The sequence below is a fragment of the Mycobacterium sp. smrl_JER01 genome, assembly GCF_048513595.2.
Classification (GTDB): Bacteria; Actinomycetota; Actinomycetes; order Mycobacteriales; family Mycobacteriaceae; genus Mycobacterium.
The window spans coordinates 5329579-5345799 of sequence record NZ_JBLXXK020000001.1 but is presented as its reverse complement, the minus strand read 5'-3'; the positions used below and the strand labels follow the sequence as shown (position 1 = coordinate 5345799).

15 protein-coding genes are annotated in these 16221 nt (G+C 61.9%); 12 read left to right on the top strand and 3 right to left on the bottom strand.

The window, feature by feature from the left end; all coding sequences use genetic code 11:
- The first annotated feature begins 2 nt into the window (after positions 1 to 2).
- The 12 genes from ACNUDN_RS25125 (at position 3) to ACNUDN_RS25070 (ending at position 14738) form a co-directional block, all read left to right on the top strand.
- Positions 3 to 1442 (top strand): MCE family protein, encoded by a 1440-nt coding sequence (locus tag ACNUDN_RS25125; RefSeq protein WP_419124419.1) that lies wholly within the window; start codon positions 3 to 5, stop codon positions 1440 to 1442.
- Between the two features lie 40 nt (positions 1443 to 1482).
- Positions 1483 to 2511: a virulence factor Mce family protein gene (locus ACNUDN_RS25120; protein ID WP_419124418.1), complete on the top strand. Its 1029-nt coding sequence runs from the start codon at positions 1483 to 1485 to the stop codon at positions 2509 to 2511.
- Entirely contained in the window at positions 2508 to 3806 is a 1299-nt protein-coding gene (locus ACNUDN_RS25115; protein ID WP_419125303.1) for an MCE family protein, read from the top strand. The genes ACNUDN_RS25120 and ACNUDN_RS25115 overlap by 4 nt, the downstream gene beginning before the upstream one ends.
- Complete coding sequence (locus ACNUDN_RS25110; protein WP_419124417.1) at positions 3806 to 5137, top strand: MCE family protein; 1332 nt, start codon at positions 3806 to 3808, stop codon at positions 5135 to 5137. The genes ACNUDN_RS25115 and ACNUDN_RS25110 overlap by 1 nt, the downstream gene beginning before the upstream one ends.
- Positions 5134 to 6267, top strand: coding sequence for a virulence factor Mce family protein (locus ACNUDN_RS25105; protein ID WP_419124416.1), 1134 nt, complete (start codon positions 5134 to 5136; stop codon positions 6265 to 6267). The genes ACNUDN_RS25110 and ACNUDN_RS25105 overlap by 4 nt, the downstream gene beginning before the upstream one ends.
- Before the next feature lies 1 nt (position 6268).
- Complete coding sequence (locus ACNUDN_RS25100) at positions 6269 to 7771, top strand: MCE family protein (RefSeq protein WP_419124415.1); 1503 nt, start codon at positions 6269 to 6271, stop codon at positions 7769 to 7771.
- Entirely contained in the window at positions 7735 to 8712 is a 978-nt protein-coding gene (locus tag ACNUDN_RS25095) for a haloalkane dehalogenase (protein ID WP_419124414.1), read from the top strand. The genes ACNUDN_RS25100 and ACNUDN_RS25095 overlap by 37 nt, the downstream gene beginning before the upstream one ends.
- A gap of 197 nt (positions 8713 to 8909) precedes the next feature.
- The gene (locus ACNUDN_RS25090) at positions 8910 to 10121 is read left to right on the top strand and encodes an acetyl-CoA C-acetyltransferase (RefSeq protein ID WP_419124413.1); all 1212 of its coding nucleotides are present in this window, start codon (positions 8910 to 8912) and stop codon (positions 10119 to 10121) included.
- An 11-nt stretch (positions 10122 to 10132) separates the two neighbouring features.
- Positions 10133 to 12283 (top strand): 3-hydroxyacyl-CoA dehydrogenase NAD-binding domain-containing protein, encoded by a 2151-nt coding sequence (locus ACNUDN_RS25085; protein WP_419124412.1) that lies wholly within the window; start codon positions 10133 to 10135, stop codon positions 12281 to 12283.
- Positions 12284 to 12306: 23 nt separating this feature from the next.
- Positions 12307 to 13398 carry a CaiB/BaiF CoA transferase family protein gene (locus tag ACNUDN_RS25080; protein ID WP_419124411.1) on the top strand — a complete coding sequence of 364 codons (1092 nt, stop codon included), beginning with the start codon at positions 12307 to 12309 and terminating at the stop codon, positions 13396 to 13398.
- A 50-nt stretch (positions 13399 to 13448) separates the two neighbouring features.
- Entirely contained in the window at positions 13449 to 14213 is a 765-nt protein-coding gene (locus ACNUDN_RS25075; protein ID WP_419124410.1) for a 3-hydroxyacyl-CoA dehydrogenase, read from the top strand.
- A gap of 9 nt (positions 14214 to 14222) precedes the next feature.
- Positions 14223 to 14738 (top strand): DoxX family protein, encoded by a 516-nt coding sequence (locus ACNUDN_RS25070; protein ID WP_419124409.1) that lies wholly within the window; start codon positions 14223 to 14225, stop codon positions 14736 to 14738.
- Positions 14739 to 14773: 35 nt separating this feature from the next.
- Here ACNUDN_RS25070 and ACNUDN_RS25065 read toward each other — a convergent pair whose 3' ends face one another.
- From ACNUDN_RS25065 to ACNUDN_RS25055, 3 genes are read right to left on the bottom strand one after another with little or no spacing between them, the layout of a single operon-like run.
- Positions 14774 to 14995 (bottom strand): hypothetical protein, encoded by a 222-nt coding sequence (locus ACNUDN_RS25065; RefSeq protein ID WP_419124408.1) that lies wholly within the window; start codon positions 14993 to 14995, stop codon positions 14774 to 14776.
- Between the two features lie 11 nt (positions 14996 to 15006).
- Positions 15007 to 15216, bottom strand: coding sequence for a hypothetical protein (locus ACNUDN_RS25060; protein ID WP_419124407.1), 210 nt, complete (start codon positions 15214 to 15216; stop codon positions 15007 to 15009).
- A gap of 58 nt (positions 15217 to 15274) precedes the next feature.
- On the bottom strand, positions 15275 to 16030 hold the full coding sequence (locus ACNUDN_RS25055) for a cysteine hydrolase family protein (RefSeq protein ID WP_419124406.1): 756 nt from the start codon (positions 16028 to 16030) through the stop codon (positions 15275 to 15277).
- Positions 16031 to 16221: the final 191 nt, after the last annotated feature.

The following is a 16221-nucleotide window of genomic DNA, read 5'->3' as shown; positions in this document are numbered from 1 at the left end:
CCGTGAATCCCAATGAATCACGCGTCCATCCCGCTTGGTGGACAGCCATCCTGATCCTCGTCCTCTTCATGGTCGCGGTGATGACCACCGCGTCGTTCAACGGCTGGTTCCGCTCACAGGTCCCCGTGACCCTGACCTCTGACCGCGCGGGGCTGGTCATGGATCCCGGCGGGAAGGTCAAGATGCGCGGACTGCTGGTGGGCCGCGTCGGAAAGGTCAGCCTCGATCAAGGTAAAGCGGTCCTGCATCTGGAAATCGACCCCAAGTACCTCCACTACATACCGGCGAACGTCGTCGCCGAGATCGACGCAGCGACAGCATTCGGTGCCAAGTACGTAGAACTCATCTACCCCGACGACCCATCCGTCGAGCGGCTCCGTGCCGGTCAGTCACTGCAGTCACGCAACGTCACCACTGAGGTCAACACGGTGTTCCAGAGCCTGGTCGCTCTCCTCGACAAGGTTGATCCGGCGAAGCTCAATTCGATTGTCTCTGCGATCGCCCAGGGCCTGCGCGGCCAGGGGACCGCCATCGGCGAGGCCACGACGGCGACCAACGAAGTACTGCTGGCACTCAACCCGCGTGCCGACACCATCCGAGCCGATTTCCGATCCCTGAAAGAATTCAGCGACGCGTATGGGCTCGCTGCCCAGGACATCCTCCAGACCCTTGATTCGCTCAGCACGACCGCGACGACGATCAGCGACCAGGAATCCTCACTGGACGCGTTGCTGGTCAACGTGATCGGCCTGGGAGACAGTGGCATCAGCCTCGTTGCGGCAAGCAAAGACGACTTCGTTCACACAGTCAACACGCTGGAACCGACGACAGCGGTGGTCAACAAGTACGACCCGATGCTGACCTGCCTGCTGGTTGGTGCAAAGTGGTTCATCGACAACGGTGGTGCCGAGTCCATGGGCGGCAACGGCTATTCGATCGAACTCGACGCCGCGCTGGCGTGGGGGCAGGACCCCTATCGCTACCCAGACCACGTACCGATCGTCGGCGCCAAGGGAGGGCCCGGCGGAAGACCCGGATGCGGATCACTGCCGGATGTCACCCAACAGTTTCCGGTGCGACAGCTCATCACGAACACTGGTTGGGGCACCGGCAACGACATCCGCACCAACCCTGGGGTGGGATTCCCGGGGTGGGCAAACTACTTCCCGGTGACGCGGGCCGTTCCCGAGCCACCGAGCATCCGTAACTTCAACGGCCCGGCGCCCGGTCCGATCCCGTACCCAGGTGCGCCGCCGTACGGAGCCCCGTTGTATGCACCGGACGGCACACCCTTGTATCCGGGACTCCCGCCCGCCCCGCCGCCCGGGGCTGCGCGCGAACCCGGGCCGACGCTGGGCTCTGAGCCTTTCGTACCCCCGATTCAGGCCCAGATGCAGCCGACACCGCTCCCGCATGCGCCGCCGGCGCCCCCCCAGCCATGACGTGCTCACCGCCAAGTAGACCCATCACAAGGAGGGCCTGATGAGGACCAGCCTCAGCGCAGTGGTCTGGCGACTCATGATATTCGCGACAGTCTGTCTACTCGGATTGTTCGTACTGGTGGCGGTTTTCGCCCAGCTGCGGTTCGGTCCCAAACACGAGTATGTCGCGGAGTTCACCAACATCGGGGGACTCAAGAAGGGCGACATCGTGCGAATCGCAGGCGTGGAAGTGGGCAAGGTAGCCGACATCGGCATCAGGTCCGATGCCTCGGTGGCAGTCGATTTCAACGTGGACAATACTGTGCAGCTCACGGAGACGAGTCGGGCGGTAATCCGATTCGACAATCTCTACGGCGATCGCTACCTGACACTGGAAGCTGGCGACGGCGGCGGTAAGCAACTACCACCGGGGTCGACCATTCCCGCATCGCACACCGCCCCGGCGCTGGATCTCGACACGTTGATCGGCGGCTTCCGCCCGCTCTTTCGTGCGCTTGATCCCGACCAGGTCAATGCGTTGTCTTCACAGCTGATACAAGCGTTCCAGGGGCAGGGTGACGCGATCGGATCGGTGCTGACGCAGTCGGCAGCACTGACCAACACGCTGGCCGATCGCGATGAGCTGATCGGGCAGCTGATCACCAACCTCAGCACGGTGCTCGGCACGCTCAGCGACAGCAACGAGGAGTTCGGGCGAGCCATCACCGATATCGCATCGACCACTGAGGTATTAGCAGAAAGACGAATGGATATCAGTAACTCCATCGCTTATGCGGACGACGCCGCGGCTAACATAGCCGACCTGTTGGCCCGCTCGCGTCCGGCGCTGCAGAAGGTCACGACCGAAACCGACCGCGTGGGAACGATCGTGCTCAACGAGCATGATTACTTCGACGACCTGCTCAATACGTTGCCAGACGCCTACAAGATGCTCGGCCGCCAGGGGCTGTACGGAGACTGGTTCGCGTTCTACATCTGCGAGGCGATCATCAAGGTCAACGGCAAGGGTGGCCAACCGGTTTACATCAAGGCTGCGGGCCAGACTTCGGGTAGGTGCACGCCGAAATGAAACCCATGAGCGAACGAAACCCCATCGCAGTCGGTGCGGTCGGTTGTTCTCTGGTCGCGGCAGCGCTGTTGGGTGCCCTCAACTACGACAAGCTGCCGCTCTTCGATAGAAGCCGCGATTATGCAGCGTATTTCGAGGATGCAGCCGGGCTACGGCCGGATTCGCCGGTCGAGGTATCCGGATTACGGGTCGGACAGGTTTCGAGAATCACGCTCGACGGCAACCAGGTGTTGGTGAACTTCCGTCTCGACGACGGCATTCAGGTCGGGGACCGCAGTGAAGCTGCGATCAAGACCAAAACCCTCCTCGGTGCGAAGTTCATCGAGATCACGCCGCGAGGCGAGGGCCATCAATCAGCTCCGATACCGATCGAGCGCACGACTTCCCCCTACCAGCTTGCCGACACGTTGGGTGACCTGTCGTTGACCATCAACGACCTCAACACAGAAGAACTCTCACAATCACTGTCCGCCCTGGCTGAGACCTTCTCGAATACGCCGCCGGATCTGAAGCTGGCGGTGCACGGCGTTTCACGTTTCGCGGACACACTCGCGCGGCGAGATGAGCAGCTACGTTCGCTGCTGGTCAATGTCAATGAGGTCTCGGGTGTGCTGTCTGAGCGCAGCGAGGAGATTGTCAGGATCATCAACAACGCCAACGCCTTCCTGACGCAGTTACGCACCGAGAGCCGGGCGCTCGATCAAATATCGGGCAACATATCTGCGATCAGCCAGCAGTTGCGTGGCTTCATCGATGACAACAGACAGACATTCAAACCCGCCTTGGACAAACTCAACGGTGTATTGACGATTCTCGACAACCGCAAGGCGAAGATCCAAGAGGCGGTGGTACGCCTCAATGCCTACTCGATGTCGCTCGGTGAGTCGGTTTCGTCCGGTCCGTTCTTCAAGGGCTACGTCGTGAACCTACCGCCAGGACAGTACATCCAGCCGTTTGTCGACGCTGCTTTCTCCGATCTGGGGATTGACCCGAATGTGCTCATGCCATCGCAGATCAACGATCCGCCAACCGGTCAGCCCGCAACGCCGGGGCTGCCGACACCTTATCCTCGGACCGGGCAGGGGGGCGAACCGCGAATGACGCTGCCCGACGCCATCACCGGAAAACCGGGAGACCCGCGCTATCCCTATCGAGAGCCGCTGCCCGCCCCTCCCCCAGGGGGACCGCCCCCTGGTCCGCCCGCAGGAGTGCAGGCGCCGCCCAAACACGACCCGGTGTCCGTTCCGGCACCGGGCGAGTCGCCCGCTGCGCCGCACCTGACGGGACGACAGTGATGACCAAACGCAGGTTGACGACCGGTCTCGCAGTGACATTCGTGTTGATCCTTGTCGCCGGCGGGGTCTTGCTCTTCAAAACCTTTGAAAGGGCGAATCGCATCTATGTCACTGCTTTCTTCGAGAACAGCACTGGCCTGTATCCCGGCGACGATATCCGCATCATGGGTGTGCGGGTCGGCGGAGTCGAAACTATCGAGGCCCAGCCTCAACAGGTCAAGATCACCTTCTGGGTGGACGACAAATACAAGGTGCCGGCCGACGCCAAAGCGGTGATTCTGTCTCCGTCGCTCGTATCGGCGCGTGCGATCCAGCTCGCACCCGCCTACACGGAAGGACCGCAGATGGAGAACGACGCAGTGATCCCCCAGACCCGCACGGCGGTTCCCGTTGAATGGGACGACCTGCGCGAACAACTCACCAAACTCGTCGAGGCGTTACAACCTGTCGAACCCGGTGAGGTGAGCACACTGGGTGCGTTCGTCAATACAGCGGCGGACAATCTCCGCGGCGAAGGCGCCAATATCCATAGCACCTTGGTCAAGCTGTCGCAGGCTTTCTCGGTGCTGGGTGACCATAGCGGTGACATGTTCGGTGCGATCAGGAACATCTCGCTGGTGGTGTCGGCGTTACAGGACAGTACTGACGTGATGCGAAATCTCAACCGAAACTTGGCCGCTACGACGGCGTTGCTCACAGACCAGCCTAATGAAGTGCGTCAGGCGCTAGTCGAAATGAATTCTGTCGCCGGCGAAGTGACCGGTTTCGTCGCTGAGAACCGGGAGCCGGTAGGTATCACCGCGGATAAGCTCGCCTCTATCAGCGGAGCACTTCAGGAGAGTCTTGGCGACCTGGAGCAGACGCTGCATCTCGCGCCGACCCAGTTGTCGAACTTCGTCAACATCTATCCGCCGGCTATCGGCGGATTTGCCGGTGCATTCAGCCTCAACAACTTCGCCAATCCGATCCAATTCCTCTGTGGAGCAATCGAAGCTGCGTCCCGTCTCGGCTCCGAGCAGGCGGCGAAACTATGTGTCCAGTACCTCGCGCCGATTGTGAAGAATCGGCAGTACAACTTTCCCCCGCTGGGCGTGAATCCCGTCGTCGGCGCCTATGCCCGGCCTAACGAGATCACCTACAGCGAGGACTGGATGCGGCCAGATTACGTCCCGCCCGGTCAGCCGTCCGCGGATAACGTTCCGATGCCTACGGAAACGCCGTCACAGACCCCGCCAACGCCCGACGGTGGACCTGCGCTGGCGGCCGAGGCCCCGGAAGTCGGGTCCACAGAACTCCAGGACATGATGGTGCCGGCTGGAGCCGGTTCATGACGATCTCCCGAACCGGCGCGGGCGTTGCAGTGCTGATCGCCACGGTGGTCTCCGCATCCGGTTGCGACTGGAGAGGCGCCAACTCCCTTCCGTTGCCAGGTACCAGGGGCGGACAGTCCGATTCATACACGATCCAGGCGCAACTGCCTGATATCGGTAACATTCAGCGAAATTCGAGGGTCCAGGTTGGTGATGTCAACGTGGGCACGGTCACCAAGATCGAGCGTGAAGGCTGGCATGCCCTGTTGACCATGACGATTGACGGTGATGTGAACCTGCCGGAGAACGTTACTGCCACCATCGGGCAGACCAGCCTGCTCGGCACACTTCACGTCGAGCTGGAAGACCCGAAGATGAGCCCGCCCAAGGGCAGGCTGCGCGACGGATCTTTGATCCCGCTGTCGTCCGGCCGTTCATATCCGACCACCGAACAGACGCTCGCGAGCGTCTCGCTGCTTCTCAATGGAGGGGGGATCGGTCAAATCCAAGACATCACAAAGTCGCTGAGTACGGCCTTCGCGGGACGCGAGGACGATATTCGAAGCCTGATACAGCAGCTGGATCAGTTCATCGGCAAAGTCAACGAGCAGACCGAGGATATTATCGGCGCCACCGAGAGCGTGAACAATCTGATGGGCCAGATCGCAGATCAGAAGCCGGTCGTCGACCAGGCATTGGACACCATCCCCCAGGCGCTGACGGTGCTTTCCGAGCAGCGCCACAATCTCGCCGAAGCGTTGGACAGGGTCGGGAAGCTGAGCGCACTTGCGACCGATTCAGTGGCACAGACCAAGGAGAATCTGATCAAGGAGTTCGAAGATCTCGCACCGGTTCTAGAGTCGCTGGCCAATGCCGGACCGGCCATGGTCCGGTCATTGAGCTTCCTGTCGACATTCCCCTTCGTGAAGGAGAACATCGGCAAATTCTTCCGTGGAGACTTCGTGAACCTCACCGGCATCTTTGATTTGACGCTCAGTCGGATCGACGCGGGCTTCTTCACCGGGACACGGTGGGAAGGCCACCTGACCGAATTGGAGATGCAATGGGGCCGTACGTTCGGCCAGATGCCCAGCCCCTATACCGCGGGCAACCCACTCATGGTGCCCTACAAGGTGGATCAGGGCCGCTGAGATGAGATTGTCGAGACAAGTGAGGCTCCAACTACTGGTTTTCACAGTGGTCTCGGTGATAGCGGGCACGGTGATGGCGGTCGGCTACATGGGATTGCCGAGCTTGCTGTTCGGCATCGGACGCTACTCGGTGGCAATGGAGCTTCCGGCCACGGGGGGGCTCTACAAATCGGGCAATGTGTCCTACCGCGGTCAGGAGGTAGGTCGGGTCGTCGATGTACGCATGACGGACACGGGTATCGAGGCGAAGCTATCACTGGACTCCAAGGTGGGCATCCCGGCCGATCTCGATGCCCATGTACACAGTCGTTCGGCCATCGGGGAGCAATATGTCGATCTGGTCCCGCGACCCGACGCCGGTGCGGCACTTCTGAAGGACGGTGACGTCATACCGCGGGATCGGACATCCGTACCTCCGGATATCGCAACGATTCTCGATGACACCAATCGCGGATTGAATGCTATACCGCGAGACAACCTCGAAACCGTGCTCGACGAGGGATCCGCCGCAGTCGGCGGACTGGGTTCCGACCTTGCCCGCCTGGTGACAGGCTCCACCACGTTGGCGATCGACGCCAGAGCTAGTCTAGATCCACTGACCAAGCTCATTGATCAGTCAGCGCCGATACTCGATACACAAGGCGAGACGGCGAACTCGATCGCCTCTTGGGCGGCGAACATGGCGAATCTCACTGAGCAGATCAAACAAGGCGACGCGGATGTCCGCGGCCTTCTCACTGACGCCCCAGATGCGGCAGCAGAAGCCCGACAGCTCTTCGACCGGTTGCAGCCCTCGCTGCCGATCATGCTGGCCAATCTGACAGGCGTGGCGGATGTCGCGCTGACCTACCACGCTGGAATCGAACAGGTTCTCGTCCTGTTGCCACAGGCCATCGCGATCCTGGACAGCTCACTGGTGCCCGACCTCGGCCTCAAGACGGCCTACAAGGGCCCCTTCGTGACATTCGACCTCAACCTCAACATCCCGCCGCCATGCATGACCGGGTATCTGCCCCCGAGTCAGCAACGTTCTCCAGCTTATGAAGACTACCCCGATCGCCCCCCCGGCGACCTGTACTGCCGAGTGCCCCAAGACTCACCGTTCAATGTCCGCGGAGCACGAAATCTGCCTTGCGCTACCAAGCCGGGCAAGCGCGCGCCCACCGCGGAGATGTGTAAGAGCGATGAGGTCTATGTGCCGCTCAACGATGGCTACAACTGGAAGGGCGACCCCAACGCGACGCTGTCGGGGCAGGACGTCCCTCAGGTGCGTCCGGGGTCATCGCCGCCGCCATCCTCGGCTGAACCAGCTCCCGCGCAGCCGGCCGCAACAACGGTGCCGAACGCCGAACTGATGAAGCCACCAATAGCATTCGCCGAGTACGACCCGGCGACAGGCAGTTACGTCGGCCCGGACGGTCAGCTATACACACAGTCGAACCTGGCCGATGACGGCAGGGGTCAGACGTGGCAGTCCATGCTCGTGCCCCCGGGGGCCGGCTGAGGAATACCGATCTGCCGCAAAAGTTGCGCAAGGTTGCTGCCGAGGCGGGCAGCGAAGGAGGAGACGCGAGCGTGAACAGTGAGTCAACGTCCAACCAGGCTAAACGGACCGCGGATGTCTTGGACTCCTTCATGGCATATCAGGAGGTTGGTGAGGGAGATCCGATCGTCTTTCTGCATGGCAATCCGATGAGCTCCTTCTTGTGGCGCAACATCATCCCGCATGTCCAAGACCTAGGGCGCTGTATTGCGCCCGATCTGATCGGCATGGGCGATTCCGGCCGTCTGGCGTCAGGCGACTATCGCTACGCGACTCACCGAGCATATCTGGAGTCGTTCTGTGAGGAGCTGGACATTCGTGAGCGTGTGGTGCTCGTTGGCCACGACTGGGGTGGAGCTCTCGGGTTTGACTGGGCGCAAAGCCATTCCGATTCGGTACGCGGCGTAGCCTATGGAGAAACTCTTGTGCACCCAACAGTCGGCGACGAGCCGGCAGAGCGCAGCGAACTCGTGAAGTTCTGCCGATCAGACGAGGGAGAGGAAGCCATCCTCTTCGGAGATTTCCTGCTAGACATTTTCCTCCGGCAAAGCACACTCCACCCGGTCGCCGCCGATGTGGAGCAGGAATACCGAAGGCCATGGCTGGAAGTTGGGGAGGGCCGTCGTCCTATGCTGACCTGGGTGCAGCAAGTGCCCACCTTCGGAGTTCCTGATGACGTCTATGGAGTTATCGATCGCTATGCCGCATGGATGGCATCCACATCCGTGCCCAAGCTGCTCATCGTCTCGACGGAGGGTCAGCTTGCCGGCAGTCATCTGGAATTTTGTAGAACCTGGCCCAATCAGTCAGAGATTACCGTCGAGGCAAAGCACTTCTTCCAGGAAGATTCTGCCCTGATGGTTGGCTCCGCGTTGCGGCGTTGGATACAGGGATTGGATTGATCCGATGCCTTCGCTGTGTGTGTGAGCCTGAAACAATCTGCAGGAAACAAGTTTTCAGATAGCGACTCCGACACGCGCTCAGCTTGACACGCCCGATAGCGACTCGTGATCCTGAACGCATCAAGGTGCCGGACAGCACTGCGCAGCCGGGCGGGGGTCAGTGGGCTTCCATTTCCCCTGAAATGAAAGGCGATTTCATGCCGAACGACGTCTTCGTGTACGACGCGCTACGCACCCCGCGCGGTAAGAACCGCGGTGGCGCGTTGCACGGTGTCAAGCCGGTCAGTCTCGTCACGGGACTGCTGCACGCACTGACGCGACGTAATCCTGCTCTTGATCCCAGCCGTATAGACGACATCGTACTGGGTTGTGTCACACCGCTGGGTGATCAAGGCGCAGATATTGCGAGGATCGCGGCCATCGCCGCCGGTTATCCCAACACGGTGGCCGGTGTGCAACTCAACCGATTCTGTGCATCGGGTCTGGAGGCGGTGAACGTCGCTGCCCAGAAGGTCGCCTCCGGGTGGGAATCGTTGGTGCTCGCTGGCGGCGTCGAGAGCATGTCCAGGGTCCCGATGGGAAGCGATGGGGGTGCCTGGGCAAATGACCCCGCGACCAACCTGAGCACCGGATTCGTTCCGCAGGGCGTCGGTGCCGACCTCATTGCCACCCTGGAGGGCTTCAGTCGGCACGATGTCGACGCCTACGCAGTTGAATCTCAGGCCAGGGCTGCAAAGGCTTGGGCGAACGGGTCCTTCGTACGGTCAGTGGTGCCGGTGCTCGACCGCAACGGTCTGACCATCCTGGATCGCGACGAACACCCGCGCCCCGGCACCACGGTGGAGATGTTGGGTAAGCTCAACCCGGCATTCGCCACACTGGGCAGCCAGGCAGGTTTTGATGCCGTGGCGCTGCAGAAATACCACTGGATCGAGAAGATCGACCACGTCCACACCGGGGGGAACAGCTCCGGAATCGTCGATGGTGCCGCGCTTGTCCTGGTGGGCAACGAGCGGATCGGTAGCGACCTGGGACTGCAGCCCCGTGCGCGTATCGTGGCCACGGCCGTCAGTGGTTCCGATCCCACAATCATGCTCACCGGTCCTACGCCGGCGACACAGAAGGCACTTCACCTTGCCGGCCTGGGTATGTCGGATATCGATCTGGTGGAGATCAATGAAGCGTTCGCCTCGGTGGTGCTGCGTTTCATGAAGGACCTCGGTGTGCCGCACGAAATCGTCAATGTCAATGGTGGCGCGATCGCGCTCGGGCATCCCCTGGGCGCGACGGGTGCGATGCTCGTCTCGACGCTGGTCGATGAACTAGAACGCCGCGACCAGCGGCGTGGACTCATCACACTCTGCGTTGGCGGCGGTATGGGAATTGCCACGATTGTTGAACGGGTCTGAAAGGAAAGACCATGACCAGCAACACTATTCAATGGACCGAGGACTCCGGAATCGTCATCTTGACGTTCGACGATCCCGCACAGGCCGTCAACACCATGAATCTCGCATACGTCACATCCTTCGGTGAGGCGCTCGGCCGACTGGCGGCGATGGGCGACACGCTGTCCGGAGTGGTCATTAGTTCTGGGAAGAAGACATTTTTTGCCGGTGGTGACCTTGGCGACCTGCTAGCGGCGACTCCGGCTGACAGCGCCGAGCTAAACGCCCTCACCACGACCATCAAGGGCCAGCTGCGCTCGCTCGAAACTCTCGGTGTACCGGTGGTCGCCGCCATCAACGGTACCGCTCTCGGTGGGGGGCTGGAGCTGGCGTTGGCCTGTCATCATCGGATTGCACTGGACAGTCCCGGGATCCGGATCGGGTTGCCCGAGGTCACACTCGGACTGCTGCCCGGTGCCGGCGGCATCGTGCGTACGGTCCGGATGCTCGGGCTCGACACCGCGCTGACCGAGGTGCTCCTGCCGGGTACCACTTACCGCCCGACAGACGCCCTCGCGCTCGGACTCGTCGACGAACTCGCCTCCACTGCCGAAGAACTGCACGTGAAGGCGCGTACCTGGATTGCCGCCAACCCGCAGGCACACCAAACCTGGGACGATGCCGATGCCATTCCCGGCGGCTGTGCGGATGACCCGGCCGTCCGCGCCGCCCTGCCCGCGCGGGCTGCCGTCCTGCGAGCCCACCACAAGGGTGCACCGATGCCGGCACCGGCCGCCATTCTGTCGGCAGCGGTCGAGAGCACTCAGGTTGATATCGACACTGCGCTGGCTATAGAGACGCGGTACTTCATCGAGCTGGCCACCGGGCAGATTTCTACCAACGTCATACAGGGAACCTTCTTCGACCGCCAGACCGTGCTCAGGGGCGCCAGCCGTCCCGACGGTATTCCCCAGCACAGGGCCGAGTCGGTGGCGGTCCTAGGTGCGGGGATGATGGGAGCCGGGATCGCTCTGTCGAGCGCGCTATCGGGTATGCGGGTGGTGCTCAAGGATGTTGATCTGGCACGTGCCGAGAGTGGAAAAGCGTACGCGGAGAGTTCACTCCGCAAGGAGATTGCCAAAGGTAGGCGCACGCAGACCGAGATCGACCAGATCCTCGACCGCATCACACCTACCACCGACGTCGCCGACCTGGCAGGTTGCGATCTGGTGATCGAGGCCGTGTTCGAAGACCCGGACCTGAAGGCCAAGGTCTTCGGCGAGATACTCGACGTGCTGGCACCGCATGCGGTCTTGGCTTCGAATACCTCGACGCTGCCGATCACCGGTCTAGCCCGAGCCATCGGCCGACCAACCGATTTCATCGGTATGCACTTCTTCTCACCGGTCCAGCGCATGGATCTTGTCGAGATCATCGTCGGTGAGCAGACCTGTGAGCAGACGCTGGCCAAGGCATTCGACATCGCTGTGCAGCTGGGTAAGACGCCGATCGTCGTCGGAGACGGTCGGGGGTTCTTCACCAGCCGAGTCATCCTGGCCCGATTGCTGGAGGCGGCCGCCATGCTCGGCGAAGGTATCGCGCCGGCATCGATCGAGCAGGCATCACTGCAGGCAGGATATCCGGTGGGCACCCTGGCTCTGATCGATGAGCTCACAGTGACATTGCCTCACACGATCTTCGGTCAGTTCCGCGCGGAGGCCCAGTCGAGCGGTACCGCGTTCGTCGATCACCCCGGCGATGCGGTACTGGCGACATTGATCGATGCGCAGCGCCCCGGCCGGGCTGCCGGCGCCGGGTTCTACGATTATGACGGTACGCGGAGGGTGGGACTGTGGAACGGGCTTGAGACGCACTTCGGGTCCGGTCAGCCTGTAGATGATCTGCAGGAACTCATCGACCGATTGCTGTTCGCAGAGGCATTGGACACTGCACGCTGCTTGGACAGCGGCCTGTTGCGCTCCATCGCCGACGCCAATGTCGGGTCCATGCTGGGCATCGGCTTTCCGGTGTGGACGGGTGGCGCGGCACAGTTCATCGCCGGCTACCCCGGTGGGCGCGCCGCGTTCGTCGCGCGCGCGAACGAGTTACAGGACAAGTTCGGCCCGCGCTTCACACCGCCGGAATCGCTGTGCTCCGGTGAGTTGCTGCTCACCGGAGCATGATGGACGTCACGCGAGGAGTGCACATGGCAGGACCTTTGCAGGGCTTGCGTGTCGTGGAACTTGCCGGGATTGGTCCCGGACCACACGCCGGGATGGTGCTCGGCGACCTCGGCGCAGATGTCGCGCGCATCGAACGCCCCGGGGGCAGCGTAGGGATCCCGCTCAACCCACGCGACGCTACGCTGCGCAACCGGCGGTCGGTGGTCGCGGATCTGAAAGGTGAGGAGGGGCGCCAGTTCGTGCTCGAATTGATAGCCCGCGCCGACGTTCTCATCGAGGGATTCCGCCCCGGCGTCACCGAACGTCTCGGTCTGGGGCCTGGGGAGTGCGCCAAGGTCAACGAGCAACTGGTCTACGCCCGGATGACCGGGTGGGGGCAGGACGGTCCCCGCGCAATGCAGGCCGGCCACGACATCAATTACATTTCGCTCAACGGTGTTCTACACGCGATCGGCCGACGCGGTGAGCGCCCGGTGCCCCCGCTCAATCTGGTCGGGGATTTCGGCGGGGGGTCGATGTTCCTGCTCGTGGGAATCCTCGCCGCGCTCTACGAACGCAATATCTCAGGTAAGGGACAGGTGGTCGACGCAGCCATGGTGGACGGGTCAAGCGTGCTGATCCAGGCGATGTGGAGTTTCCGGGCCAACGGCTTGTGGTCGGATGAACGCGGTACCAACCTGCTGGACGGCGGTGCCCCATACTACGACACCTATGAGTGTGCGGATGGCCGATATGTCGCCGTTGGGGCGATCGAGCCGAAGTTCTACCGGTCGCTCTTAGCGGGCCTGGATCTGGCCGACGCGGATCTGCCGGGCCAGAACGATGTCGAACGGTGGCCGGAGTTGCGCGCTCGACTTGCCGAGACATTCGCCGCTCGAGACCGTGACCACTGGGCCGGTGTGTTCGCCGCTGCAGATGCGTGTGTCACGCCCGTACTCTCCTTCGGAGAGGTTTTGACGGAACCGCACATTTTGGAGCGCAACACCTTTTACGACGACGAAGGTCAGCTGCAGCCAGCCCCCACGCCCCGGTTCTCCCGCAGTGCGACCGGTCCGCCGCGGCCGCCTCGTCGACGTGGCGCAGACACCGACTATGTCCTGCACGACTGGACATAGACCCGTCATCAGGTCGGCCGTCAGCGGTCGCCTGGAAAGGAACAGGGCAAGTGGAGATCAAAGATGCGGTAGCAGTCGTCACCGGGGGTGCATCCGGCCTTGGATTGGCCACCACGAAGCGGCTACTCGCTGCGGGCGCTCATGTAGTGGTGATCGACCTCAAGGGTGACGCGGTAGTGACCGGACTGGGTGAACGCGCCCGCTTCGTCGCCACCAATGTAACCGACGAGCGCGGTGTGTCCGATGCGCTCGACCTCGCGGAATCACTGGGTCCGGTGCGTATCAACGTCAACTGTGCCGGCATAGGCAATGCAATTAAGACGCTGAGCAAGAACGGGCCGTTCCCGCTGGGCGGCTTCCGCAAGGTGGTCGAGGTCAACCTGATCGGTACCTTCAATGTGCTGCGTTTGGCGGCTGAACGGATCGCGCGCACGATGCCGCTCGACGGCAGGAACTCAGCTGAACGCGGCGTGATCATCAATACTGCCTCGGCCGCCGCGTTCGACGGCCAAGTTGGACAGGCCGCCTACTCGGCGTCCAAAGCCGGCATTGTCGGTATGACTCTACCGATCGCACGAGACTTGTCGCGAGAGCTGATCCGTGTCGTGACCGTCGCGCCGGGCTTGTTCAGAACCCCCCTGCTGGGTTCGCTTCCCGAGGAAGCGCAGCAGTCACTCGGAGCCCAGGTCCCGCATCCCGCCAGGCTGGGTGACCCCGATGAATTCGCCGCTCTGGTAACCCATATCGTCGAGAACCCAATGCTCAACGGCGAGGTGATCCGCCTCGATGGTGCCATCCGCATGGCGCCCCGCTGAGGAGCGATGATGACTTCCTATGATATCGGTCTGCTGTTTCTACGGACAGTGCTCGGTTTCACCATGGCTGCGCACGGCTATGCCAAGTTCTTCAGCGGGGGCGGGATCCGGGGCACAGCAGGCTGGTTCGAGAGCATCGGCATGCGGCCTGGTATGTTTCACGCACGCGTCGCCGCAGCGACGGAGATGGTTGCGGGCATCGCGTTGGCAGTTGGCCTGCTGACGCCTTTTGCCGGAGCGGGATTCGTTGCTCTGATGGTGGTTGCCGCATGGTCCGTGCATCGGTGCAATGGATTCTTCATCGTGAAAGACGGATGGGAATACAACCTTGTCCTGGGGACTGCCGCTGTCGCGATAGCCACCCTCGGTGCGGGTCGTGTCAGCCTCGACTATTTCTTCTTTCACAGCACGAAAGCGGCCGAGTTCCTGCAGGGTTGGTGGGGGTTGGCCATTGCCGTGATCCTGGGCCTTTCCGGCGGTGTCGGACAAATGGCAGTCTTCTACCGCCCGGGCGCGAAGACTTGAGTTGATGTCGCAGCTTCTCTGCGTGCCGTCCCGGGTCAGACCGGCCTCTCGGGTTGGGTGAGGTAGATGAGTGGAAGGTTCCCTTTGGCCACCGCGGCGAGACGGTCGACGCCAGCGGTGTCGCGTGCCGACACGATATCGCCCGTCTTGAGATGTGTTGACGCGCCGTTGCTTGCGCGGATCTCGATGTGTCCGCTGAAGTGCCAGACGGTGCTTGCAGCAACGGGCGTAGGCGCAGGGCTGGTGTCATCGGGCACACCGTCCGACTTCACCGGTTGGTGCACGCCGTTTGGTGTTCAGCCAGCGTCCGCTGCACCGTGACGAGCAGTTCTTTGTCCGCTTCAGCCAGGACAGACGTCCGCGCCTGCAGCGACGCGATGATGTCCCTGAAGCGTTGGTCGAACTCGGGGCAGGTCAACCCGAAGAGAGGAAGGATCTCCTCCTGCGGCGGACCGCCAAACGGGGCCCACGACCGCACGTACTGAACGATATGTCGATCGAATGGATCCACTGCTGTTCCTGGTAGCTTGTGTTGGTTAGGTGCCGGGGAGCGAGCCGGTCCCGTTGTAGAGGGGGCTGCTCGTAAGGCAGGAGTGCAGATCGCTGGCGGTGACGATTTCAGCTTGCCGCGGCAGGATACGATCGAGCACGAGGTGGTGAAGGTCCCGGTCACGGTCGAGGACGCAATCGGACAGTACCAGCACCCGGTAGTCGCGGTCAGCGGCCTCACGAACCGTGGAGAGGATCGCACCGCTGGTGTGGGCGCCGGCAAGAATGAGTGTGGTGATACCGAGGTTCGTCAATCGCTCATCGAGATCCGTCGTGGAAAATGCGCCCAGGCGAGTCTTCCGCACCACGGTGTCCTCGGGATCAGTTGCCAGCCCGGGGTGTAGTCCCGTCGCCAGGGCGCCGTTCTGAAGGCGGCGTTCACGGGCTACTACGGAGAATTCCCGGCTTGTCGACGGCACGAAGCGATAATCCAGATCGTCGAATGCTGTACGGACAAAGCAGATATGGCCGCCATAACGGCGCACTACCCCGATCGCAGAGTTCACGTTGGAGATTAGTGACTCTGAATGATCAAGGGTGTCGGTAACTTCTGGCTCGAGATCAAGGGCGACGAGTGCGCATTGCGACGGTTCGATATGGCCGTTCGCCTCGGCCGATCCGGGCCGAAATTCCTTGGCTACTCGTTGCTGCCCGCGAATCCAGGCGAGCCGGTTCTGTGTGAGCGGCCACGGCGGGATATGCATCCGTCGCGGCCAGTTCCGCAGCACGGGACGATTGTGCATGTGACCCTCCTAGTGTATCGATATTGGGTGTCGGCCCCTGGTCTCATTGCACTGGGTGTGGCCGCCGACATGCAAGTGGCCATACTTCATATGGCGAATTGCGTCAACCTGGGGGATCCCGTTATTGATGGCGAAGAATGTTCAGCTGCTTCGCTTTTCGGTGACCAGCCTGAGTCCGGCGCGAAGCGATA